The sequence below is a fragment of the Vibrio aquimaris genome (assembly GCF_009363415.1).
Lineage (GTDB): Bacteria > Pseudomonadota > Gammaproteobacteria > Enterobacterales > Vibrionaceae > Vibrio > Vibrio aquimaris.
In genome coordinates, this window is the sequence record NZ_CP045350.1 from 153,216 (window position 1) to 177,626 (window position 24,411).

24 protein-coding genes and 1 pseudogene are annotated in these 24,411 nt (G+C 41.4%); 12 read left to right on the forward strand and 13 right to left on the reverse strand.

Annotated elements, in window-relative coordinates:
• Positions 1–5: 5 nt before the first annotated feature.
• Together slmA and coaBC are read right to left on the reverse strand one after the other, a co-directional pair.
• The gene (gene slmA, locus FIV01_RS00700) at positions 6–596 is read right to left on the reverse strand and encodes a nucleoid occlusion factor SlmA (RefSeq protein WP_114785895.1); all 591 of its coding nucleotides are present in this window, start codon (positions 594–596) and stop codon (positions 6–8) included.
• Positions 597–758: 162 nt separating this feature from the next.
• Positions 759–1,964 carry a bifunctional phosphopantothenoylcysteine decarboxylase/phosphopantothenate--cysteine ligase CoaBC gene (gene coaBC, locus FIV01_RS00705; RefSeq protein WP_152429299.1) on the reverse strand — a complete coding sequence of 402 codons (1,206 nt, stop codon included), beginning with the start codon at positions 1,962–1,964 and terminating at the stop codon, positions 759–761.
• Positions 1,965–2,187: 223 nt separating this feature from the next.
• On the opposite strand from coaBC, the gene radC reads away from it, so the two are divergent.
• From radC to mutM, 5 genes are all read left to right on the forward strand, one after another.
• Positions 2,188–2,853 carry a RadC family protein gene (radC, locus tag FIV01_RS00710; RefSeq protein ID WP_152429300.1) on the forward strand — a complete coding sequence of 222 codons (666 nt, stop codon included), beginning with the start codon at positions 2,188–2,190 and terminating at the stop codon, positions 2,851–2,853.
• A gap of 276 nt (positions 2,854–3,129) precedes the next feature.
• Positions 3,130–3,366 (forward strand): 50S ribosomal protein L28, encoded by a 237-nt coding sequence (gene rpmB / locus FIV01_RS00715; protein WP_006881432.1) that lies wholly within the window; start codon positions 3,130–3,132, stop codon positions 3,364–3,366.
• Positions 3,367–3,379: 13 nt separating this feature from the next.
• Positions 3,380–3,550, forward strand: coding sequence for a 50S ribosomal protein L33 (gene rpmG, locus FIV01_RS00720; RefSeq protein WP_004410866.1), 171 nt, complete (start codon positions 3,380–3,382; stop codon positions 3,548–3,550).
• A gap of 184 nt (positions 3,551–3,734) precedes the next feature.
• Positions 3,735–4,220, forward strand: coding sequence for a hypothetical protein (locus FIV01_RS00725; protein WP_152429301.1), 486 nt, complete (start codon positions 3,735–3,737; stop codon positions 4,218–4,220).
• A 33-nt stretch (positions 4,221–4,253) separates the two neighbouring features.
• Complete coding sequence (gene mutM / locus FIV01_RS00730) at positions 4,254–5,060, forward strand: bifunctional DNA-formamidopyrimidine glycosylase/DNA-(apurinic or apyrimidinic site) lyase (RefSeq protein WP_152429302.1); 807 nt, start codon at positions 4,254–4,256, stop codon at positions 5,058–5,060.
• Positions 5,061–5,084: 24 nt separating this feature from the next.
• Here the strand turns inward: mutM and coaD are convergent, their stop codons facing one another.
• Positions 5,085–5,579: a pantetheine-phosphate adenylyltransferase gene (gene coaD, locus FIV01_RS00735; RefSeq protein WP_152429303.1), complete on the reverse strand. Its 495-nt coding sequence runs from the start codon at positions 5,577–5,579 to the stop codon at positions 5,085–5,087.
• 110 nt (positions 5,580–5,689) lie between these two features.
• Here coaD and FIV01_RS00740 point away from each other — a divergent pair, with 110 nt between their 5' ends.
• Positions 5,690–6,724, forward strand: coding sequence for a glycosyltransferase family 9 protein (locus FIV01_RS00740; protein ID WP_152429304.1), 1,035 nt, complete (start codon positions 5,690–5,692; stop codon positions 6,722–6,724).
• A gap of 49 nt (positions 6,725–6,773) precedes the next feature.
• Here FIV01_RS00740 and FIV01_RS00745 read toward each other — a convergent pair whose 3' ends face one another.
• Together FIV01_RS00745 and FIV01_RS00750 are read right to left on the reverse strand one after the other, a co-directional pair.
• Positions 6,774–7,559, reverse strand: coding sequence for a glycosyltransferase family 2 protein (locus FIV01_RS00745; RefSeq protein WP_152429305.1), 786 nt, complete (start codon positions 7,557–7,559; stop codon positions 6,774–6,776).
• Positions 7,560–7,568: 9 nt separating this feature from the next.
• The gene (locus tag FIV01_RS00750) at positions 7,569–8,651 is read right to left on the reverse strand and encodes a glycosyltransferase family 9 protein (protein ID WP_152429306.1); all 1,083 of its coding nucleotides are present in this window, start codon (positions 8,649–8,651) and stop codon (positions 7,569–7,571) included.
• Between the two features lie 94 nt (positions 8,652–8,745).
• Here FIV01_RS00750 and FIV01_RS00755 point away from each other — a divergent pair, with 94 nt between their 5' ends.
• Positions 8,746–9,453, forward strand: a complete 708-nt coding sequence (locus FIV01_RS00755) for a 3-deoxy-D-manno-octulosonic acid kinase (RefSeq protein WP_152429307.1) — start codon at positions 8,746–8,748, stop codon at positions 9,451–9,453.
• Positions 9,454–9,543: 90 nt separating this feature from the next.
• Positions 9,544–10,419: a hypothetical protein gene (locus tag FIV01_RS00760; protein WP_152429308.1), complete on the forward strand. Its 876-nt coding sequence runs from the start codon at positions 9,544–9,546 to the stop codon at positions 10,417–10,419.
• A 13-nt stretch (positions 10,420–10,432) separates the two neighbouring features.
• Here the strand turns inward: FIV01_RS00760 and waaA are convergent, their stop codons facing one another.
• The 4 genes from waaA to waaF are packed head-to-tail and all read right to left on the reverse strand — an operon-like array spanning position 10,433 to position 14,566.
• The gene (gene waaA / locus FIV01_RS00765) at positions 10,433–11,692 is read right to left on the reverse strand and encodes a lipid IV(A) 3-deoxy-D-manno-octulosonic acid transferase (protein WP_152429309.1); all 1,260 of its coding nucleotides are present in this window, start codon (positions 11,690–11,692) and stop codon (positions 10,433–10,435) included.
• Positions 11,689–12,477: a glycosyltransferase family 32 protein gene (locus FIV01_RS00770; RefSeq protein ID WP_152429310.1), complete on the reverse strand. Its 789-nt coding sequence runs from the start codon at positions 12,475–12,477 to the stop codon at positions 11,689–11,691. Before FIV01_RS00770 ends, waaA begins: the two co-directional genes overlap by 4 nt.
• Before the next feature lie 38 nt (positions 12,478–12,515).
• A complete protein-coding gene (locus FIV01_RS00775; protein ID WP_152429311.1) occupies positions 12,516–13,532 on the reverse strand; it encodes a glycosyltransferase family 9 protein in 1,017 nt (338 codons plus the stop codon).
• Positions 13,529–14,566, reverse strand: a complete 1,038-nt coding sequence (gene waaF / locus FIV01_RS00780) for a lipopolysaccharide heptosyltransferase II (RefSeq protein ID WP_152429312.1) — start codon at positions 14,564–14,566, stop codon at positions 13,529–13,531. The genes FIV01_RS00775 and waaF overlap by 4 nt, the downstream gene beginning before the upstream one ends.
• Before the next feature lie 182 nt (positions 14,567–14,748).
• Between waaF and FIV01_RS00785 the strand changes: the two genes are divergently transcribed.
• Together FIV01_RS00785 and FIV01_RS00790 are read left to right on the forward strand one after the other, a co-directional pair.
• Entirely contained in the window at positions 14,749–15,474 is a 726-nt protein-coding gene (locus FIV01_RS00785; RefSeq protein WP_152429313.1) for a glycosyltransferase family 25 protein, read from the forward strand.
• Positions 15,471–16,622, forward strand: a complete 1,152-nt coding sequence (locus FIV01_RS00790) for an O-antigen ligase family protein (RefSeq protein WP_152429314.1) — start codon at positions 15,471–15,473, stop codon at positions 16,620–16,622. The genes FIV01_RS00785 and FIV01_RS00790 overlap by 4 nt, the downstream gene beginning before the upstream one ends.
• Before the next feature lie 12 nt (positions 16,623–16,634).
• Here FIV01_RS00790 and FIV01_RS00795 read toward each other — a convergent pair whose 3' ends face one another.
• From FIV01_RS00795 to rfaD, 3 genes and pseudogenes are all read right to left on the reverse strand, one after another.
• Positions 16,635–17,195 carry an acyltransferase gene (locus tag FIV01_RS00795; protein ID WP_152431619.1) on the reverse strand — a complete coding sequence of 187 codons (561 nt, stop codon included), beginning with the start codon at positions 17,193–17,195 and terminating at the stop codon, positions 16,635–16,637.
• Positions 17,196–17,285: 90 nt separating this feature from the next.
• Positions 17,286–18,323: pseudogene (locus tag FIV01_RS00800) on the reverse strand (glycosyltransferase family 4 protein); the annotation flags it as partial.
• Positions 18,324–18,406: 83 nt separating this feature from the next.
• On the reverse strand, positions 18,407–19,348 hold the full coding sequence (gene rfaD / locus FIV01_RS00805) for an ADP-glyceromanno-heptose 6-epimerase (protein ID WP_152429315.1): 942 nt from the start codon (positions 19,346–19,348) through the stop codon (positions 18,407–18,409).
• A gap of 1,057 nt (positions 19,349–20,405) precedes the next feature.
• Here rfaD and FIV01_RS00810 point away from each other — a divergent pair.
• Positions 20,406–20,954 carry a sugar transferase gene (locus FIV01_RS00810; protein WP_152429316.1) on the forward strand — a complete coding sequence of 183 codons (549 nt, stop codon included), beginning with the start codon at positions 20,406–20,408 and terminating at the stop codon, positions 20,952–20,954.
• Between the two features lie 57 nt (positions 20,955–21,011).
• Positions 21,012–22,952, forward strand: a complete 1,941-nt coding sequence (locus FIV01_RS00815; protein WP_152429317.1) for a polysaccharide biosynthesis protein — start codon at positions 21,012–21,014, stop codon at positions 22,950–22,952.
• A 32-nt stretch (positions 22,953–22,984) separates the two neighbouring features.
• Here the strand turns inward: FIV01_RS00815 and pssA are convergent, their stop codons facing one another.
• Positions 22,985–24,325 (reverse strand): CDP-diacylglycerol--serine O-phosphatidyltransferase, encoded by a 1,341-nt coding sequence (gene pssA / locus FIV01_RS00820; RefSeq protein WP_152429318.1) that lies wholly within the window; start codon positions 24,323–24,325, stop codon positions 22,985–22,987.
• Positions 24,326–24,411: the final 86 nt, after the last annotated feature.

Sequence of the window (24,411 nt, forward strand, 5' to 3'; positions counted from 1 at the left end):
ACAAACTACTTAATTTGTGCACTCAGTAAAGCCCAATATTGTTCGAAATTGGCTGTTGGCTGATATTTAAAATCACTGCGGACAAAGCGATTTAAGCTACCTTCTACTTGGCCTAGCAATTGCGCCGCTAGGGTTAGTTCATCGACAGGAAACGCTTTCCCCTCTCTTAATTGACGCTCACGCAGAATTTGGCGAATTGAAGTTTCGATACGTTCAAATAGCTGATTAATGCGTTCACGCAGGCGCTCATTTTCAAACATCAGAGCATGACCGGATAAAATTCGCGTTAAGCCAGGATTGCGTTCGGCAAAGGCTAACACTAACTGAAGTACCAGGCGAATGCGCGTTAATGTGTCTTTTTCCTCATCGAGAATACGATTGATGCGTGACATCAGAGACTCTTCAATAAACTCGATTAGGCCCTCGAACATGCGTGCTTTGCTTGGAAAGTGGCGATATAAGGCTGCCTCAGACACACCAACGTGTTTTGCAAGCTTAGCGGTTGTGATTCGGGAAGCTCCATCGTGAGATTCCAGCATCTGTGCCAGTGCTTGTAGTATTTCTTCCCGGCGGTTGCTTTTTTTTGTTCCGGCCATGAATGAGTTCCTTTTGTATCTCCACTGTTAATGCCAATAAACACAGGCATTCGCCCAGACTAGCAAACTAGGGTGAGCGGAATAGACAACGTTCTGAATATAAGGTTAGGGTCTGCTTATTTTTCTGAGTAAGCGTATACGACTAGGTTGCAGTCCCGTGATTTAGCTACTTATTCTTTCTGCAATGCACATGAGTATTTGCTGCGCAATTTTTTGCTTTGATGCAAGGGTAAGTGACTGCTCACCCTCTTTCCAGTATAGAGTAACTGCATTGTTGTTGCTGTTAAAGCCTTGCCCCTCTATTGAGACATCATTGGCACAAATCATATCTAAATTTTTATTAGTGAGCTTACTGCGTGCGTAGTGAGCGACATCCTGCGTTTCTGCAGCGAAACCTACCGTGTATGGTCGAGCGTCGGTCATGTTGGCAACAGAAGCTACAATATCCGGATTTTTGACCATAGAAATGGTCATATGCTCGTTGCTATCTTTTTTCTTAATTTTTTGCTCGGCAATCGATTCAGGGCGATAGTCAGCTACAGCAGCGCAACTGATAAAAATATCATGAGAAGGGGCATATTGCATAACGGTATTGTGCATTTCTAGGGCGCTTGCTACATCAACTCTGTTTACGCCTACAGGTGTGTCTAGTGAAACTGGGCCTGCAACTAAGTTTGTTGAGGCGCCTAATTGCACGGCAGCTTGTGCCAGTGCAAACCCCATTTTGCCTGAGCTGTGATTAGAAATATAACGCACAGGGTCAATCGATTCTCGAGTTGGTCCTGCGGTAATCAGTACAGACAATCCTTTCAGTGGCTTGTCTGCCCAAAATTGCTCACACTCTTCGACTAACTGCATCGGCTCTAGCATTCGGCCAGGGCCAATGTCGCCGCAAGCCTGCTCACCAGAGGCGGGTCCCCAAATATGCATGCCTCGTTTTTGCAGTGTGGCGATATTTTCTTGGGTTGCTTGATTGCGATACATTTGTTGATTCATGGCAGGGGAGACAGCAATGGGTGCATCGCTTGCTAACACTAGTGTGGTAAGAAGGTCATTTCCCATACCTGATGCAATGCGAGCGATGAGATCGGCCGTGGCTGGTGCGAGCAGTATCAAGTCAGCCCATTTTGCCAATTCAATATGGCCCATTGACGCCTCTGCGGCAGGATCAAGAAGGCTATCGGAGACAGGTTTTCCTGACACGGCTTGCATGGTTAAGGGGGTAATAAATTCTTTTGCGGCTCTGGTCATTACAACTTGTACTTCTGCGCCCCTTTCGATTAAGCGTCGAGTCAAATCTGCACATTTATATGCAGCTATACCACCACCGATACCAAGTAGGATCTTTTTGCCTGCGAGTGTTTGCATTGTGTCATCCTTAAAAAATTCTGTGGCAAGATTACCATGCAGCAGTTTGAGACTCTAGAAATGGTGTCGTAAGTTTTACATCCCACCATGCTTTGGCTGATTATTTATATACCTGTTATTTACTCAAAATCTTTCACTTGCTCTAAGACAGCGTTGATTTGTGTGATTCAGTGCATAGCTGTGGTTATGCTAGTGCGGCGTTGTTCAAATTTAAGGTTTCGTTATGTTTCTGCCTCCCGAATCCATGCCAAGGGAAAAGTTGATTGCGCGAGGAGCACAGTCTCTAACTGATGCAGAGCTTCTGGCAATCTTTTTGCGTACAGGCACTAAAGATATGAACGTCTTGCAATTAGCCGACAAGCTACTTAAAGAGATGGGTTCGCTACGCGGTTTGTTCTCGGCTGATAGAGCAGAACTATGCCAATACAAAGGCTTGGGAGAGGCAAAATACGTTCAATTACAGGCAGCATTAGAAATGACACAACGTTATCTTTATGAGGCTTTGGTTCGCGGAGAAGCATTAACCAGCCCAGAGCAGACCAAGTTGTATTTAGTAAGTAGGCTGCGTGATAAAACTCGTGAAGCTTTTTATATCTTGTTTTTGGATAATCAACACAGGGTGATTAAAGGAGAGGTTTTATTTGAAGGGACTATAGATAGCGCCTCAGTGTATCCAAGAGAAGTGGTTAAACGTGCGCTTGATCACAATGCTGCCGCATTGATACTGGCGCATAATCATCCTTCTGGGGTTGCAGAGCCTAGTCAGGCCGACCGTCGAATTACCCGTCGTATTGGAGATGCACTGGCTTTAGTTGATATTCGTGTGCTTGATCATTTTGTGGTTGGCGACGGAGAGGTGGTTTCCTTTGCAGAGCGTGGATGGATTTAAATCACATTACTGGTTGTGAGTTGCGTGAATTCTGCTACAATCCCCCGACATTTTTTGAACTATTATCAGCTCTGCCTAAAAAAGATCACGAAAACCTTGAAAAAGGATCTGTTCGGGTCTTGAGCAATGCTAGTCAAGTTAGTATAATGCGCGACCTTTGATAGCCTTGTATGGGTTTCCATAGCGGTATAAGACCTCTAAATTCTTCTACGAGAAATAGAGAGGTTCGGCCACCAAGGTTGATATCGAGCTGAAACGATTTTGGAGAAGACATTCATGTCACGAGTATGCCAAGTAACTGGTAAGCGTCCAGTAACGGGTAACAACCGTTCACACGCACGTAATGCTACTAAGCGTCGTTTTCTGCCGAACCTACAAACTCATCGTTTCTGGGTAGAGAGCGAAAAACGTTTTGTTAAACTACGTCTATCTGCTAAAGGTATGCGTATCATCGACAAGAAGGGCATTGATGCTGTTCTTGCTGACATTCGCGCAAACGGCGAAAACGTTTAAGAGGAAATAGGCAATGGCAAAGAAAGGCGTACGTGAGAAAATCCGTCTAGTATCTTCTGCAGGTACTGGTCACTTCTACACTACTGATAAGAACAAGCGTAATATGCCAGGCAAATTTGAGATCAAAAAGTTTGATCCAGTTGTTCGCCAGCACGTTATGTACAAAGAAGCGAAAATTAAGTAATTGATTTCTCTTCTCGGCTTCTTTAACGGAAGTACATACTAGAAACCCAGCATTTCAGCTGGGTTTTTTGTTTTTCTAAAGCTATTAATATACTCTGGCCTGCGCAGCGTGTTTGATCTTCATTTCCCTCCATTCTGTTTTCTGCTACCTTTTGTTACAGTCACTTAAATGGAAAGCTCTATTTATGCGTGTTTCTACATCCAGGCGTCGACGCTGGAATAACATCATGATTCTAGGCATTATTGCCTTTATTATGATCCTTAACCTGCCAACGGTTATTAAGACTTATCTTATAGAAGATGACTCGACAGTGGTGAGTAGTGATTACCCCTATTTACTCAATCCATCATCCAAGCTTCGTGCTTTGCATTTCTCTAACTGGTCGTTAGAGTTCCAAGATGGCCAGTGGAACATGACTAGGCAAGGGAATGTATCAGCATCTGAGTTAGCCAAGCGCTGGGTAAGTCTAGTTGGCACTAGGGTCGACGGTCAGACGTTTGATAGCCTTAAACCTCAACTCAGCTCACCCAGTACTATAGAAGTTTGGTATCAAGATCAGGAAGAGCCACAAAGGATCACTTTCTATCAAGCCCCAAAATTTTGGTTGTTAAAAAATTGGCAAGACCAATGGATCGCGATTTCAGTTGAACCTGAATATTTGTTACCTTAACCAACCTTATCCAATCTGGAATAAAAGAGCATAATGCCTGAGTTACCTGAAGTTGAAGTGAGTCGTCTCGGCATCACACCACATCTCATTGGACAAACAGTTGCCAAACTGACCTTTCGTACACCCAAATTGCGTTGGGATATTCCAAAGGCACTAAAAAATATCGAAGGCCAAGTAATACGTAATATTTCTCGTCGAGCTAAATATTTGCTGATTGAAACCGATGCGGGAAGTGCCATTGTCCATTTGGGCATGTCTGGATCGCTGCGTGTATTAGACGCAGAAATAGCACCAAGTAAGCACGATCACGTAGACTTGAAGCTCACCAACGGCAAAGTGCTGCGCTATAACGACCCAAGACGCTTTGGTGCTTGGCTGTGGACAGAAAATGGAGAACACCAAGTACTGGATCGCATGGGGCCAGAGCCATTAACCAATGAGTTTGATGCTTCTTACATTGCGGCTAAAGCTGTCAATAAGCGAGTGGCCGTAAAACAGTTCATCATGGACAATAAGATAGTGGTCGGTGTGGGTAACATATACGCAAATGAATCCTTGTTTAGCGCTCAAATTCATCCAACTCGACCTGCTGGCTCATTAACCGACAATGAATGGCTAAGGGTAGTCAAAGAAATTAAGCAGGTTCTTGATACCGCGATTAAACAAGGTGGGACCACGCTTAAGGATTTTGCTCAAGCTGATGGTAAGCCTGGGTACTTTGCTCAAGAGCTTAGAGTATATGGCCGTGCGGGCGAGCCATGTCCGAGCTGCACTGAGGCCATCCAAGAGCAGAAAATTGGTCAACGTAATACATTTTTCTGTGACACCTGCCAGCACTGATCTCAGCGGCGTTGGCCGCTGAATTTATACGTGTGCCTTACTTTTGAGGGCTTTTGCGACTATCTCAGGGACAAAGTTAGTCACATCGCCACCATGAATCGCGACTTCTCGCACTATAGTAGAGGAGATAAACGCATGCTCTTCTGCTGGTGTTAGAAAGACGCTTTCAAGTCCAGGCATTAATCTGCGATACATATTGGTTAAACCAAATTCATACTCAAAGTCGACAGTGGTGCGCAAGCCGCGGATCAGCACGTTGGCATTTTCTTGCTTAGCAAAGTCGACCATCAAACCGGCAAAGCCTTTCGAGCTGACATTATCTAAATGCTTGGTAACTTGCTGAGTAAAAGCAACGCGCTCTTCAAGTGTAAACATGGTGTTTTTACTTGGGCTAGCGGCGACGGCTATGGTGACTTGGTCAAACATATCCGCCGCTCTTTCGATTAAATCTAAGTGGCCGTTGGTAATAGGATCAAAGGTTCCTGGGTATATTACTCTGGAGAGACGCTTTTTACTCACTGTTAAGTACTCGATGGATTTATTTATCTTGCTTAATGGTAACAAAAAGGCTCACATTTACCCAACTTAGCCGTTATCATTGAGACAAAAGATCGAGCGCTGGAAATGTAATGAAAAAAATACTGGTTGTCCGAAATGATAAAATTGGCGACTTTATGCTGGCTTGGCCAAGTTTTGCTATGCTCAAAAACTCTCTGCCTCATTGTCAGATCACGGCGCTAGTTCCCAACTATACAGTGGCTCTTGCCAAACTTTGTCCTTGGATTGATGAGGTTCTGGTTGATCCTACAAGCAAAGGCTCCAACCAATCCCAGTCAGCTTTGGTCGAAATACTAAAGTCGGAACACTTTGATGCTTCGATCAATCTATTTTCTACAACCTACAATGCCAAATTAGTCTGGAAAGCAAAGATTCCGTATCGTCTGGCGCCCGCTACCAAGCTAGCACAAATTTTTTATAACAAGCGTATAAAACAGAAACGCTCGCAATCGGCCAAACCTGAATATGAATACAATCTTGATTTAGTGAGGGCTTTTCTCATCGATCTTGGTAAAGACATAGTCGAACCTAAGGCGCCTTATTTGTCTTTTTCATCTCAAGATATTGATAGTCAGAAGCAAAAACTCGCGCAGCAACTTGGTATTGCTATACATAAACCTTGGTTTTTTGTTCATGCAGGTAGTGGCGGCTCTGCAAACAACCTTTCACTCACGCAATACACTCAGTTGATTTGCAGCTTGTCTGGAGAGTTTGAGGTAGTGTTAACCGCAGGGCCTGGCGAAGAGCAAAAAGCGGCAGAGCTGAATAGCCTAGTGCAGCAGCAAGGCAGAAGCTGTGTGGTGTATGACAAGAATCAAGGCTTAATCGATTTTTCTCTTGCCATTGCGTGTGCTGACTTGTTTATCGCTGGTTCTACAGGGCCACTGCATATTGCCGCAGCTATTGATGTGCCAACGGTGGGGTTTTTCCCTAGCAAGCGCTCGGCGACGCCTTTGCGTTGGCAGCCGATTAACTCTGACAATAATCACATTGCTTTTTGTCCCCCGCAAGCAGATGATAAAGCCAGTCAGGAAGATATGGCTAGAATTGATATCAGCTCGGTTGTTAAACACCTACAGCCATGGTTAAACAGTAAGGTTAAATAAAGGGCCAAAGGCACTCATTTTTGCCTTTGGCTTGCTAAGTAAGGTGCACTTAAAACGTGTTTGGCATCTTGTCTGTTTCGCTTCTAATCCAGAGATCGGCATATTTAACAAAGGTCGAGTGTGCTGATAGCAAAGAAAGCAGCAAACCTTGTTTACCGTCAAGAAATCCTGCTTTTAGGACATACATTTTCAAAAAGCAGCCAAGAGCATGCAATATACCTTGTGAGATGCTGCTCTTTTTACCTTTTTTCTCTCTCTGCTCGGCCCATGCTTTGGCATAACCTGCCGATTTGACTAGGTAATGGTTCATATCATTGTACGTGAAGTGAATCAGGTCGCCTTTGAGTGTTTCCACCTTCATCGATTTTGATACTTCGACTTTTTCATGCACCAGCGCATCATTGTAGCGTGTGAGTTTGGTTGGGTATAAACGCAAAACTTTGTCTGGATACCAGCCACAGTGGCGGATGTAACGGCCGAACACCCAACTGAGCCGTGCGGTTTGGTATATGGTGTCTGGTTGGTTAGCACTTACTGCCGATATGATGCTGTTTTTAAGTTCTGGCGTGACTCGCTCATCGGCATCAAGCCACAGGACGTAATCAGATTCTACATGAGATTGTGCCAATTGGCGCTGCGGCCCAAAACCAGGCCAATCGGCATTAACAAAAAATTTATCGGTGAAGCTGCGGGCGATAGCTTCGGTATTATCTGTGCTACCAGAGTCTAGCACCACAATTTCGTCAACCCAGCTATGTACGGTTTCAAGACAGGCTTTTAGATGCTGGGCTTCATTTTTTACGATCAAGGCGACCGCAATACTTGGTTTACTCATACGGGCACCTTATTGGTTTATACTTTGGAGCGATTTTTTAGTCAGGTTAAGCTCGTTAGTGACATTATCAAACATGGCAATGACCTGTCGTGGCTTGATGCGCTGCATCGCAGTTTTGTCTTTCACGCGAGATCGCCAGCTTAGCTGGGTTGCTGATTTTCCTGTCTCAGCCAAGATGGCTTCTTCATAAGCTGAAACTACATACTGACGATATTGATAAGGACCTGTTCGCTCTGGGTTATGGTGAGCATAGAGGCCTATCACTGGGGTATTTACAGCATTGGCCATATGCGCAGGCCCAGTGTCAGGTGCAATAACTAAATCAGCGCAGGCAATCAGAGCAAGCATTTGCTTGAGTGAGCTTTGGCCCACTTGATTATTGAGCTTAGATTTTGTTTTACTCTCAATTTCAGCGGCTAAATCCACTTCTATTTGGGCTGGGCTTCCTGCCAAGATGATTTGCCAGCCTTGTAGATTAACATGCTCGATTAAAGCTAAGTAGCCTTGCAGTGTCCAATTCTTATATGCCTTGCTTGCTGCAGGAACCAGAACTAGGTTTCTTTTTTCAGTTGAAAGCTGGGCTCTTGCCCACTTTTTATCTTGGTCAGAATAATCGAGTGACCAAGAGGGTGTCATATCACGAATTCCCAGTGTATGACCAAATGCCAGCAAGCCATCGAGTACATGCATTGAATCTGGAGAAGGCACTTTGACGTTAGTAAACCAGGTTTGCAAATCTTGACTTCTTAGCTTGTCAAAGCCGAGTTTATACGTGGCTTTAATTCCCAATGTGGCAAGACTGGCTCTAAAGGCATATTGCATGTGCAAGAGAGCATCAAACCTGCGCCCTTTTAATGCCTGCCATAGTTTCTGATACTCCCGCCAGCCTTGTTTTTTATCAAATACGATAACTTCTATATCTTTTATTCCTTCAAGTAACTTGGCTTCAAGTTGACCTGTAATCCAGACAATGTGAGTGCTGGGCCAGTGTCTCTGAATCGCCTGTACCGCGGCAAGGGTATTACACACATCACCAATGGCAGATAAACGCAGAATGCAGAGAGATTCAGGGGGAGATGAAAAAAGGCTCATAGGGTTTTCTTATCACTAGCAGTGTTGAAGATTATGCAGAGCCATTCAATAAATGTAAAATACCACTCAGCATTTATTTAAGAGAAAGCCGAGCATGAAAACGCTGCAGTTTGACAATCAGACTATTTGGTATGACGACATTTTGCTCAAGGACGACCCTAAGCAAGCTTTTGATGCTGAGTTCTGGCGGCAGCAAGATAGTTTGATTGGGAGTGCGCAGGGGCGCGGCACCACTTGGTTTGTTCAAACTCAAACCATTCAAGCTGCCCTAAGGCATTATCGTCGTGGTGGTCTTTTTGGAAAACTAATTGCCGATACCTACTGGTTTTCAGATTGGGAAAAAACCCGAAGTTATCAGGAGTATGATTTACTCAATACTTTAATTAAAGCGGGTGTAAATGTGCCAAGGCCCCTTGCTGCAAGGGCAATTCGTAATGGCCTTACCTATAAAGCGGATCTTCTCAGTGAAAAAATCCTTAATGCGCGAGACTTGGTATCTATTTTGATTGATGGACCATTACCCGAAGAAATATATCGTAAAATTGGTCAAGAAATCGGTAAAATGCACCATGCTCAGGTCAATCATACAGATCTTAATATTCACAATATCCTGATAGGTGATAATGACAAAGTATGGATAATTGACTTTGATAAATGCTATCAGCAATCGGGAGATGCATGGAAGCAGAGTAATCTTGATAGACTTAAGCGATCGTTTGAAAAGGAAGTGGTTCGCCATCAAATCTATTGGCATGATGCAGAGTTAAAAGTGTTATTGGAAGGGTACAAGCATGCGACTTAATGTTACCCAAAGAGGTTAGGTTAGAGTATCATTTCGACAACAATATATTACTAGCGCCTTTTTTGTCCCCCATTTTTAGACGAATAACTTATGAAAAAAACGCCCGTAGAGTTTATTTTTCTCGCATTTGGAGAAAAAACACAGTATCACAGTCAGCTAGTATACTCGATGACGAGTATAGCGGCACATATGCCTACTGATAGAGATTATAATTTTACCATTGTTACTGATAGAGCTGAATTTTATCAGTGGCTAGGTGATAGGTTCAATGTGGTTGGGGTTGACAGTAATAAACTACAGCACTGGCGTGGTGATGTTGATTTCTTTTGGCGGATTAAAATCAAGGCAATATTATCCATTGCCGAGAGTAAACCTGAATGTCATTGTGTGTATCTGGATACTGATACCATTGCCGATAAGTCGCTTGATAAGATGATGGAAGAGCTGGATAGTGGCAATAACCTAATGCATATCCGAGAATTTGACTTTCATGCCCCGTTAGGGAGAACCGGAAAAAAGATGCAAAGCCACGGTATAGGTAAGAGCTATGGCGAATTTGATATGACGCTTGATAGTGCCATGTGGAATGCTGGTGTTGTTGCAGTGTCTAAGCTAAGGGATCCATCGAAGGTATTATCATCAGCTTTGGTGGCATGTGATGCCATGTGTAAAGATGGAATGGAGCGTAGGCTCGTTGAGCAGTTTTCCTTGTCACTTGCACTTCAATCAACCTCGATTTGTGAAGCAAAACATTGGATACGACACTATTGGGGTAATAAGCCTCAGTGGGATGCATTGATCTCCTCTTTCTTTGCTAAAGTGCTACTTCAGGGGCAAAACTTTGAACAAGCTGTAGAGATGTTTAAAACTCAAAAACATGACATAGCAGATGTCATAAAAGATACTAAGGTGCAGAAGTTCAAAAACAGTGTTGTAAAACGTTATAAACGATTGACTGGTGCTTAGGGAATCCCCCCTACTAACTTGTGTACGTTAGTGTTCTCGCAACTGCACCACTGTTTAACTCGACAAACTTCTTGCTAGCTTCACCAGCTTCTTTTAAGTACATCTGATCATTTAGTGCTTCATTAATTGCAGCTGCTATTTCTGCAGAGTTGTTGACTACTTTGCATCCACCAATTTCGATAAGGGAGTTGGTCACATCTTTAAAATTATAATAACTTGGGCCTGTCAGGGTTGGAAGCCCAAGCGCTGCGGGTTCAAGTAGATTGTGGCCTCCCACTTTCTTTCCTAAGAGGCTTCCCCCCATAAAACAAATATCAGCCGTACCTAAGAGCAGCATCATTTCACCCATAGAGTCACCCACGTATACCTGGGTGCTCAAGGAAACTTTTTCTCCGCTGCTGCGTGCGATGGTGGTGAATTGTTCAGCACAAAGTTTGGTTACATCGACAAACCTTTCGGGATGTCTCGGTACCAAGATTAGGAGTGTGTCTGGGCGGGATTCTAATATTGAGGAGTGGGCTGATAGTAGTAACTCGTCTTCACCAGCATGAGTGCTTGCTGCTATCCAAATCGGCCTAGACCCGCCTAAAGTATCTCGAAGTTTATTGCTAGCTAAGATACTCTCATTGGTGATGGTGATATCAAACTTTATTGATCCGGTAATCAGTACGTTGGCAGTTGGAACTCCCAGTTTGATAAATCGCTCGGCGTCATCTTCAAACTGACATAAAACTCGAGATAGCTTTTGAGCCATTGAGCTAAAGAGAGGGAGAATTCTCTTGTAACCAAGGTAGGACTTTTCGGAGAGCCTTGCATTAAGTACAGTAATTGGTATTCCTGCTTGGTGGGTATAGTGGATTAAGTTCGGCCACAGCTCGGTCTCGACAATTAAAAGCTTTTTAGGATTAAAACTCTTTAAAAAGCGTTTTATTGCAAAGGGAAGGTCAACTGGAGCGTATCTGTGTTCAACCAACTCGGATAGGCTTTCTGCTTGCTTAGCACCGGTTGGGGTTGTAGTAGTAAGGAGTATAGTTTGTTTGGGGTTTTGCTTCTTAAATTCGCGTATAAACTGCGTAACAGCGATTGTTTCACCAACTGACGAGGCGTGAATCCATACAGGCTCATTACCATGACTTAATTTGTCAGAGAATCCAAAGTGTTCTTTCCACCTCTTTCCGACAGTTGGCTTTCCTGGCTTTGTTCGAAATAATCCATACAACAAAAAAGGGGCAGCTAAACTAAGTAAAACAGTGTATAGAATTCGAATCATCATTTCTTTTTAACAAGTTGGTTGAGATTTATGTGGGTCCATTTACCACGTGGTTTATCGATATACTGAAAATACTCATTAGTAAAAGTGCCTTGGATGCAGACATACTTCCTGTCTTTTGAGTTAATGTCTTTTTTGTCAATTAGAAGATTATGCAAGACAGTTGGACCTGTGCAATGATAAACCCCCATAGAAGGCTCATAGTGATTCACATTATAAACAACTTGATCTATTGCTCGTTCTAGGTCTAGGTTATTGGGAGAAGAAGCAAGAAAATAGTTAGTAAATCGAGTATTTTTACCAATTTTTATATACAAAGATTCATGTTGATTACCAAGAAGTTTATCCAAAGGCCAAACAAGAGTTGCATCAATATCCATGTAAACACCCCCCTTATGGTTTAGAACAAACAAGCGCCATAAATCTGCTTGGGCTGCTCCATTCGTGAGTCTAGAGTAGGCATCGTACACTTCTTCAGATGCATGCTTTTTTAAATACTCTCCACGAGCTTCGGTACTCACATAGTTATAATTACAGTTCAAACTGAGCAAGCGATTGAAAAGATAATTTAGGTAAACAGGAAGCGAGACCTGATTAGTGAAATTGGTTTGCCAGATCTGACGAGGAATTTTTCTAGTTCCCGAGAGTCTTACCTTTGCCGCAGAGTGTTCAGGGATAGTAAAGCGCTTATTTGGCATTAGATAATGAAACGGGTATGACAATATTTTAAAAACATTGCCAGTCAAACGAATCAGGCGATTTGCAATTAAGGTTGATAAGTTGCTCATTTTTATAATTCCCAATATATCAACCGAGAAAGTATGTACTAGCTTTGCAGTGATTGTTTAATCGCCGATGTAATCTGCTCGGTTGAAGGTATATCTCCATTAGCGTTCATAACGATTGTATGGCGCTCATATAAAGGAGTGTACCTGAATGGCACGGTCGCATAAAATATGCCAACCGTAGGAGTGTGAGTTGAGATCGCAACATTTCGTACTCCTGTGTCCGGTGCCACCATTAATGTTGCTTTTGCTGTTAATTCAATAAGCTCTTCAAGTGGTAAGCAGGCTTGAATTTTAAAGTTGGGATATTCGAGGAGCTCTTTGAAAAAATCTCCTTTTTCAAAGTCGTTTTTCCCTTCCAGATACACATGGGTATGGTTTGGGTTTTCTTGAATAGCTTGCTCAAGTACGGCATACATCTGTTCTTTGGACAAAATTTTTCTCAGCTGAGATGCACCGTTAAAATACAGAACAAATGGGGTTTGAGTATCTTTAATGCTTCGGTGGTCTGGGTAACCAAAATCCAGGGGATGCTGTGGTGAATGGCCAAGTAATTTGAGCATATCTAGCATGCACTCCACCTCTGGCTGAAAGTCGGAGCGAAATACGGCCATGTTAAATAACGTACCGCACAAATAGGGCTTGTATGGGAAGCCCATTTTTATTTTTGCTTTACTAAGAGCTACCATCCAATGTGACCGATTAGTACTGGCTAAATCAAAAATAATATCTTGCTCGCCTAACTGTCTAATGTTGTCAATCTTATCTCTAAATGAGGTTTGTGATCTTTTGTCTCTCCCCGGCATAACCAGTGTTTTGTCTACTAAGTCGTTTGGCATACCATAGGTATAGTTAGATACTCCTACCAGGGTTATTTCGGCGTTGGGGAAAAACTTACGCGCCTCTATTAAAAAAGGGCGAACAATAACCTGATCGCCGAGTGCAGCATGTCGGATAACCGCTATTTTGGTGATTTTTTCGGGAAAGAATTCGGTTTCGATATAGTGGCGAGCTTTCTTGGAAGCATATGCGCCTCGTTCAAACCAGAGATGTTTCATATAGTGTTACTCAAAAATCGTTTTAGTCTAGAAATAACTTGCTCAGGTGCGAGCTTATTTAGACAGTCCTGATGACCCAGTGGGCACTCACGCTTGAAACATGGCCTACACTCGATATCAGTATGTACCATTTCTAATTCTGTTGTCAGAGGTGGCGTGTATTTCGGTGAGCTGGAACCATAAATAGCTACAATGTTACAGCCTACAGCTGCAGACACGTGCATTAGTCCAGAATCATTAGACACCACAGTATGACAAGCTGCCAGTAAATCAACGGCTTCAATTAGTGATGTTTCACCTGCTAAATCAAAACAGTATTGCTGTTCTTCCACTGTGAGAGCTGATCTGATTTCTTGTGTGACTAGCTTGTCCTTTTCAGAACCAAATAGCCAAATTTGCTGACCTTGACCAATAAGATATTTTGCCAAGGTAGCATAGTGTTTGTCTGGCCAGCGCTTCGCTGGTCCAAATTCGGCTCCAGGGCAGAGTCCTATAATTGGGCGAGACTTATCTAAACCTAATCTCAGTAAAGCAGAATGTTGGCTGTGACTGTCGACAAGTAGTTTCGGTTTGGGGCTATTGTGTAAAGATACTTGAGTTTGCATCTCTGCTTTACTGTAGGCCAATGCAACATACCTTTCTACCATGTACTGAAAAACACGTTTGTCTGGGCGAAGATCGGTTAAAAGGCCATAGCGAAATTCGCCTTTCCAACCTATACGGTTGGGGATCTTAGCAAACCAAGGAATTAAGGCAGACTTGGCTGAGTTGGGTAAAACATAAGCATGAGTGTAGTTGTTTTTGCTCAATAACCGTCCAAGTGCATGTCTACCTAAAATATTTAACTCACCGTGACCAATAGGCATTTCAATTGCTTGGTTGACCTCTGGCATGCGCTGCAAAATTGGTTTGCACCAAGCAGGGGCAAGAACATCAATCTCGCTTTCTGGGTAATTTGCTTTCAAAATAGTATACAAGCTTTGCGACATAACCATATCGCCTACCCAAGATGGGGCAATGATGAGGGATTTCATGTAAATAGTTGAAGTGGAACTTTGATTACAATGATAACACATGAGAGCATTGTTTAGGAACCTAGCTTGGTAGTCTTAATATGTAAAGAATGCGTCAGTGGTGAGTGAAAACCTGTTAACTTATTTCTTTTTATGATCAATCTATGGTCTAATACGGCTTCTGTTTTTGGAGGGTGCTGGTAGTGAAAGTCTTTGTTATTAGTCTAAAGCGAAGTCCAGAGAGAAGACGATACATAAAAAAACAGTTGGATAACTTGGATATACAGTTCGAGTTTTTTGATGCTGTTGATGGTAGGGCTGAGCCTCCTCATCCTTTATTCGATAACTATGATTACGCCAAACGCCTATGGTTAACGAGTGGTCGTATGCCTTCAAAAGGTGAATTGGGCTGCTATGCTAGTCATTACTTATTATGGAAATCTTGCGTAGAACTTGATGAGCCCTTTGTTATTCTAGAGGACGATGTTGAGGTTAGTCCTCGGTTTAAGGATATGCGGCATTTAATAGAAAAGAAGGTTGTTGAATATGGCTTTTTGCGCCTGCAGGATAAGTCAGAGAAAGGTGTGCTGATCGAAAAAGAGAGTGGTCATGATTATAGTATTTCTTTTATGACTAACAATTTCGGAGGTTTAATCGGCTATGCCATTGCCCCAAACTCAGCGCGTAAATTACTCTCTAAATCGAAATCTTGGTGTATGCCAGTCGACAACTATGTTGGCTCTTTGTATCTTCATAATATGCCCTCATATGTATTCTACCCATCTATCGTTGCGCACCCATATGTGCATGACACCACAATTCAATTGGGTGAAGAAAAAAAAGCGAAATGGCATAGAAAGCTAAGTCGTGAATTATATAGCTTATATAGAAAAATTAAAATGACCCAATTTAATAAAAAATACCAATGAAAAAAATATTTTTATTATTTGATAAAATATTCATATTGTCACCTATTTTTATAGTATTCTATTCTATATTTAACTTTTCAGATTCCAAATATTTAGTATCGAGAGTATCTGTTTTAGTAATTATCTACTGTTTTTTTAGATATAAAGACTCCTTTAGACATAACATTAATAAAAAAAATATATCTTTTATTGCCTTATCTTCTTTAATTTTATTTATATACTTTTCAATAATGCATCTGTGGCGAGGTGATAATTTTGGATTCCCTAGAACTCTTATAACATGTGTATTATATTTAGCTGTCGTTCCATGGGATAAGTTTTCAAAAAAATGGATATTCAACACTATTATCGTAGCGTCTTATTTGTGTGGCTTTAATGCAATATATGAGCATTTTTTTCTAGGTATAAATAGAGTTGGCATTGCAACAAACCCAATCCCTTACGCTTTGTATTGTGCCTTTTTGTCATTGTCTTCGTTATACTTGGTTAGTGTTTATCACAATAAATTTAACAAGTTTCTGATCCTTTTGGGGTCTTTTCTTTCACTAGGAGCATTAGTTTTAACCGAAACTCGTGGTGTTTGGCTCGCATATTCAATATGTCTGCTTTATGTCCTTGTGTTATTTCTTGAAAAGATTTCCAAACAGAAATTACTATTATTTATTATACCATTGGTTATTGCTCTGTTCTTTACCTTTAATACTGAAATAGAGTCTAGAATTAACAAAACAGCTACCGAGATAGATAAAATTCTAGAAGGTGATCACCAAACTTCGATTGGTGCGAGAATTGATCTATGGTGGTGTGGAACAAGTGTTTGGCTAAGTTCACCTGTGCTGGGGGTGGGTGATAGCCATTTGAAATCAGTAATAGCACTAATTCCAAATAAGAAGGCATACAATCAGTTACATATTCATAATCAATATCTTGATACTCTAGCAAGGTATGGTTTTGTTGGTCTGGTTTTATTGGTTGTATGGGTCATTAGTGGGAATGTTGGTACTAATAATAGAGATAGCCGTAGGTTAATTATAATATTTAGTGGGTTAATTTTAATATCTGGTCTGTCTGATGTCCCATTCCATCATACACATACGGTATATTTATTTTTTTTATTGGTTGGTAGCTTAAAGCTTATTGATGAATGAGTATAATATATACTAGAATGTTAATTTTCGTCTCCAGCTTACTCCGTCAGCTATGACTTTGGCAGGGTTGCCTACTGCAATGCTATTGTGGGGAATTGACTTGGTTAAAGTTGAATTTATACCTACTATTGAGAAGTCTCCAACGCATGTTCCTTTTAATATGGTGACACTATCTGCTAACCAAACATGATTTCCAATGTTTATATCTTTAGATGGGTTTATACGGTTATTATTTTTTAAAATATCATGGCCATCACTGGTCATTATTTTGACATTTCTCGATAGCATGCAACCTTCACCGATTGATAGCTTAGTTCCACTTTCTCTAGAAGATAAATAGCTGTTATGCCCTATTGTTGTGTTTTTGTCTATTTTAATTAGGCAATTATCGCCATCTATTTCTATATGGCAATCTCGAATATTAACATTGTCTTCAATTATTAATGTGTTGTTTTGGCCTTTAATTAAAATCGAACATTGACGAATTTTGGCTGAAGGCGATAGATTAATAGTATGGTTATTACCTTGAATTCGAAACTTATTCCTAAGTCTAGTGATTAGTTTGATAGGCATATCTTTGTTACAGTCTTGATTCTGATAATAGCTTAGTAGTTTTTTAAGATGATTCTCCATTGAAAATTCTGTCTTTGCTCTTTCATAGGCGGCATTAGCGTTATTATCTCTAAGAGATGAGTCATTGAGATAAATTTCTATACTGTCCGCTATTTCGATAGGCTTGTGAGGGTTGGCGAGAAGTGCGACTGGTTGTAATATTTCTGGAAGAGCTCCTGCATTTGCCCCAACAATGGCTTTTTTCGCTGCCATAGCTTCAATAGCAGTTAACCCAAATGCTTCATTATGATTAGGTAAGCAAACTATATCCATTATTGCTAGCATACGCTCTGTGTCTTCTCTGAATCCGACTAAATGCACACGATTTTCGATCGACAGTTCTGCGATTCGTTCTTTGAGTTTGCGCACAAAGGCATTATCTGATCCATCAGACACATCCAAGCCCCCAACAAATAATAATTGAAGGCTAGGGTGTTTTTGGTGGATTAAAGCAAAGGCCTCTAGCAGCTCCATTTGCCCTTTGCCCGAACAAATCCTCCCTACATTCCCTACAATAATCGAATTACTATCAATGCTCAGCTCCTGTTTAATTAAGCGAATCGTCTCTCCATCTTCAATTGGTGTTGGTGGTATATCAGTACCCAGCCATAGCCGATCTATCTTATGTTTTGGGACTGGGAGTGAATTGATATTCCTTCGATAAGTTTCATCGCTGATTGAAAAGACTTTTTCTAAGTGTGAGTATGTCCATCTATGATATAAATCTTTTTTAGGGCGTGTGACCCCCATATGTTCAGTAAAAAAGGCCTTTCTTTTCGTGACAAGACTTAGCAGTGCGGACACTAGGATGTCACCAGATTTGTGGCAATGTATAACATCGATATTTCTCTTATTCAGCCACCGGTTCAATTTTAGTAGTTGAGGTGAAAAGAGTTGACTTTTACTCTCTATTTCAAACGTTTCAATTCCCGCATTACGCATACCTTTAGCAACTTGAGTTTCGGATGTACAAAGCCCATATACCTGATAGCCACGCTTGATAAATTCTTTGCCTGTTCTTATGGGGTACATTTCTAGCCCACCCCAGCCTTTAGAAAGGCAGATATGAAGAATTACTGGCTTTGTCAAAGTTATACCTTCAATTGGAAATAGATTTAAAAATTAGGAGTAGTTAAATACCTGTTTGATGCAAAATGCCAGGAAACTTGAAGCTATTTATTTATCAATTTCATATACTCCGCCACACCTTCCGCAACAGTTTTAAACTTATGTTTGCAGCCAGCTGCCCGCAGTTTAGTGAGGTCGGCTTGAGTATATTCTTGATAAGCACCTTTTAAGTGCTCAGGGAACGGGATAGTTTCGACAGCGCCTTTCCCGTGGAAATTGATTACTGCTTTGGCAACGTCTTCGAATGACTCTGCATTACCAGTACCCAGATTAAAAATGCCTGAAACACCACTTTTCATGAACCAAAGATTAACTGCCGCAACATCACCTACATAGACGAAATCTCGTTTGAAGGCTTCGCTCCCTGCAAACAATTTTGGATTTTCGCCAGCGTTCATTTGATTATTTAAGTGGAAGGCTACTGAAGCCATCGAGCCTTTATGTTGTTCGCGAGGACCATAAACGTTGAAGTAGCGAAAGCCTGTAACTTGAGATAGTTTCTCTCCATGTTTTTCCGCATCTTGCCAAATACGGCGAACATAGTTGTCAAATTGTTGTTTAGAGTATCCATAGACGTTAAGAGCGCCTTCATACTCTTTTTCTTCAATAAATTTGTCAGTTTCACCATAAGTCGCAGCAGAGGATGCGTATAGGAATGGGATCTCTCGTTCAAGGCAGTAGTGAAGAAGCTCTTTTGAATACTCATAGTTGTTGAGCATCATGTACTTACCGTCCCATTCAGTAGTCGCTGAACATGCACCTTGGTGGAAAATGGCGTCGACAGGGCCAAAATCATCACCTGCCATGATTTGAGTCAGAAAATCATCACGATCCATATAATCAGCAATATCAAGATCGACTATGTTTTGAAATTTTTTACCATTCTTCAGGTTATCCACGACCAGAATATCGTTAATACCTTTACTGTTAAGTGCTTTGATGATGTTGCTGCCAATCATGCCAGCACCACCAGTTACGATTATCATAGGGACCTCTGTCGTGCATCTAGTGTATGACTTTGATTCTATCACTATGCTTCTTTGTTTGTAACCTGTCTTTCAATCTACTTTCTAGATATACGGGGGCCTTGTCGAAAAGGTTGTTTTGACGGTGAAAGTTGTTCTTCAGGCCACACTTACCCTGCGAGAGAGTAAAATCTCTTGCGGGCTGTGTCTCTACCAATATCAACCTGCCCTTTTTAAGGTTTTTATCATCAAAACCTTATCTTAACGTATTATCATCTATGCAGAATTCTTGTAGTTCATGAAAGATGACATCTGAGAGGGTAGTCGTTAAGTCTTTTGTTGGAATCAATTGTTCTACGTAGATGCGACATATAAAGCGTGACCCATAGCACGAGCTCTAAGCTTATTGCGTCCTGTATTAGTCTCTTCACGAAGGAATTAGTATGCTTTCTCATCAAAAATGAATTTCAATAAAGCCTTATAAAGCTATCCATATTCATCTGACTTACAGTGGTTACCGTCATACAACTTTTATTCCACAAGCCCATACACAACGAATGCTTCATGAAGGTAATTTATATTTTTTTTTGTTATTAGGCATCTTATCCCCAAAATAGGGTAACTCATTCTTTCGGATATTTAACCAATGCTGCGCAGCCTTACTGCTTGTTCATAAAATTATTAAAGTGTTGATTACTAGAGAACATGCTGCTATTGACCAGCCATCATCGCTGTTGCACTTGTTACATGAAAACTATGTTGAGGAAGGGTTGAATACCAAAAACACGTTATCATCTGTTCTGTCAACACAATGTTGAGAGAAGTACATTGCAGTATCTACCACAGCAATATTTGCATTTGTAGTCATATCATTTTCCGGTTTGAAGTGTTCATTAACTTCGATTAGAACTTGAATAGAATGAATAGTGGGTATGCCGTAGTATCTCTTTTTCAGGCAGGAGATCTTCCCATATCTATTTTTATAAGGTAGGCTTCGAGCTGGAGAGCCCGTGCTAATACACTCTAAATTACTGCGTTTAACGGTTGAGCATTACCTTGCCTGTTTGAAGAATTAAAAATGATACGCCTACTAGATTTCATATTTTCCTTCGTTTCCTTATTGTTCCTCTGGCCTCTACTGCTAGTGGTAATGCTAATGGGTTTTTTTGATACGGGTTCACCTATTTTTATTCAGGAGCGTATAGGTCGGTATAAGAAGCCTTTCAAGCTTATAAAGTTTCGTACTATGTCGGTAGAAACGGAATCCGTCGCTAGTCACTTAGCCAATAGTACATCAATTACAAAGCTCGGAGGATTTCTGCGTAAAACTAAGATAGATGAGCTGCCGCAGTTGATTAATGTTATTAAGGGTGACATGAGCCTAGTGGGGCCGAGACCTAACTTATTTAACCAAACAGAGCTAATTAAAGAGCGTGATGCATTGGGTATATATGATGCATTACCTGGAATTACTGGTTTGGCTCAAGTTCATAACATTGATATGTCAACACCAGAGTTATTAGCTAAACTTGATAAAGAGATGATCGATACTATGAATGTAAAAGATTACTTTAGGTACCTTGTTACGACAGCCACAGGCAGTGGTCGTGGAGATGCGGTTAAATAGCTGCCTAATGAGATCATTCATTTCTTTTATATAGTGAATAGCTTTAATGAGTTTCCTATGGTTAATCTAAATAGTATCTGGAATTTATCTAGGACTTACAAACGTTTAGTCAGCATGGTTGTTGATATTTTGTTTGTGGTTGTTTCTTTTTATGCGGCGTATTGGAGCCGCATTGGCCATGTTAAGATCTTTGAAAGCTACTTAATTTGGTATGTTGTTGTTGGCACTTTATTGGTTACAGTTTTTGCGTTTATGAAGCTTGGTCTTTATCGGGCTGTCCTCAGGTATCTTACGTTTCATGCCTTAGCAATAGTATGTGTTGGTAGTATTGTTTCCTCTGTCTCTATTGCAGTTTTAGCATTTTATTTTGGTGCATGGGTACCAAGGTCGGTTCCAATTATTTATGGAGCATTTTTATGTTTATTGTGCGGCGGCTCTCGATTAATGGTCAGGGTTCTTGTTGCGCAAGCGACAGATAAAGGCAAGAAGAGTGTTCTCATTTATGGTGCTGGCTCTGCGGGTAGGCAATTGGCGTTAGCATTGCGTTCTTCTGAAACACATAAGGTTATTGGTTTCATTGATGAAGATAAAACTCTTTATAACACCATTATTATGGGGCTGAAGGTCAAAGGAATCAGTCATGCGCAATCGCTTATCTCTAAGTACTCTGTGAGCCAAATATTACTTGCAGTGCCCAGTGCATCACGTGCAAGACGCAGGGAAATTCTTGATTCGTTAGTTCACCTTTCTGCTGAGGTACTTACAGTCCCTGACATGCAAGATATAGTCGAGGGTAAGGCTAAGATTGATGAGCTGAAAGATGTTGCTATTGAAGATTTACTTGGGCGAGACTCAGTCGCACCTAAACCACCTTTAATGGAAGCAAATATCAAAGGCAAGGTGGTAATGGTTACTGGTGCTGGTGGTTCGATTGGTTCTGAGCTTTGCCGGCAAATCATCCGTCAGAAGCCAAAAGCTCTTGTCTTATATGAGCTATCCGAGTTCGCGCTTTACCAAATAGATAGGGAGCTATCAGGTTTATTAGAGAATGAACAAATAGCTGTAGAAGTAATTCCTCTACTTGGCTCTGTTCAAGCAGTGAATCGTCTCGCTACTGTGATGAAAAGTTTTGGCGTTAATACAGTGTACCATGCTGCTGCATACAAACATGTTCCTTTGGTTGAGTATAATGTTGTTGAAGGAGTACGAAATAATGTATTTGGTACATATTACGCAGCTAAGGCGGCGATTGAAGCTAGCGTTGAATCATTTGTATTAATATCAACGGATAAGGCGGTCAGGCCGACAAATATTATGGGAACAACTAAGCGAATGGCTGAGCTTGGTTTGCAAGCTTTAGCGGAGCAGGAAGGGAATAAAGAAAATGGCACTCGGTTTTGCATGGTTCGTTTTGGTAATGTTTTAGGCTCTTCTGGCTCAGTGATCCCTTTGTTTAAAAAGCAAATTGTATGTGGTGGCCCTGTGACAGTTACTCATCCTGATATCATTCGTTACTTTATGACCATTCCTGAAGCTGCTCAGTTAGTTATTCAAGCGGGCGCAATGGGCAAAGGTGGAGATGTCTTTGTACTCGATATGGGAGAACCGGTTAAAATAGCGGATTTAGCGGTGAACTTAATTCAACTGTCGGGTTTAGAGCTTAAAGATGAATCTAACCCCTATGGAGATATTGAGATTAAGTTTTCAGGCCTTCGTCCAGGAGAGAAACTTTTTGAAGAGCTTTTGATTGAGGATAATGTGTCTCTAACAGAACATCCAAGAATTATGGCCGCCAACGAAAGGTTTCTGCCGATCGACGAATATGGTGAATTACTCAACTTACTTGACAGTGCTTGCCACAACTTTGAACATGAAAAGATTAGAAAACTGTTAGTTGAAGCGCCTACGGACTTTAGCCCTACAGATGGTATTGGTGATCTGGTTTGGCGAAAGTTACATGCCCTTAAAGATGAAGCTGATGATGCTGTTATCCACTAACACATAGCCTCAAATTAGGTTGTATTTTTTAGTCATAAAATCTGCTTCAATATTCTATCCGCCTTAACACGAGTGATTTGGCGGATCAGCTTTTGAGCGGCTTCTGGGTAATCCTCGGCTTTCTCTAATTGCCTGTAGGTGCAGATAAGCTGAGTGTGTTGAAGAATGTTTTCCGCTTCTTTTTCAAATTGTGTTTTTAAATGCTGGTGTTTATCTTGAATAAGAATGGCATTTTCTAGATCTAAACTCCAAGCTCTTGGGTTTAAGTTACTGCCCGTGATCAGCATATAGCGCTTATCAACCCAAATTCCTTTGAGGTGAAAGCTGTTATTATCGTGCTTCCATAAATGGATAGAGAGTTTACGACTGGCAATGTGCGCTTCATTAGCTTTGGCAAATAGGCGCAAATTTCGTTCATACAGGTAAGGTAGTCCGCCAATTGTTTTGAATTCTTCTTCGGGGGAGATATAAAAGTCATTCGCTGTCTTATCACCCACCACTATGGTTACGTTTACACCGCGTCTAATCGCTTTTTTTACTTCTCTGGCAACGCTGCGAGGAAAATTAAAATAGGGAGTGCAGATGAAGATCTCTTCTTTTGCTTGCGCGAGTAGTTGATTAACCGTTTGGTTAAGTTTGTTGCGCTTTTTACCCACGCCAACAAGAGGTGTGAGTGCAACTTGCTCTTGAGAAATAGTTTGTGGCTCGTATTGATAACTGGCTTTTGCTAGTGAAGCTCTTAACTGCCGGATCTGAGTTCTGATTTGCTTGGTGTTAGGTTGATTTGGAGAAGAAAGGTCATGAACCGCTGGATGTTCGATCATTTCCGCTTCAATAAAGCGGACCATGCTATCGGCAAGAGATTTATTATTCAGTACCTGATAGCGGTCAAAACGATAGCGTTCATTATAATTAAGGTAGATGTTATTTAGGCTTGCGCCGCTGTAGATCACTTGATCGTCAATAACAAAGCCTTTTAGATGCAATACACCAAAGACTTCTCGACCTCTGACTGGAACGCCAAAGACGGGGATTTGATGAGTGTTTTGAGTGGCGAAATTCTTATACATAGCAGCATTGGTTTCACCGGGCTCTGCGCCAATCAAGCCTCTTTGCGCTCTGTGCCAGTCGACACACACCTTGATGTCGAGCCCCGGGTTGTTTTGTTTCGCTTGGTAAAGCTCGGTTAAGATCTCTCTTCCTGCTTCATCATCTTCTAGGTAAAGAGCGACAAGGTATATTCTTTTACTTGCCTGACGAATCGCTTCAATTAAGCGAATTCGAAAGTCTTTGGCTGTAAACAGTGTTTCTAACTGTGTTGGGTCTTGAGCCAAAGTAGGAAGTTGGTCGAATAAGTTCCTGCGAGTCATCATGTTGGACTAAATGCCTTTACTGAAAATGGACAAGGATAGTAGCAAAATGTGTTAGTGGTTCCTAGCGGTTAGCTCTTAGTTCTCGC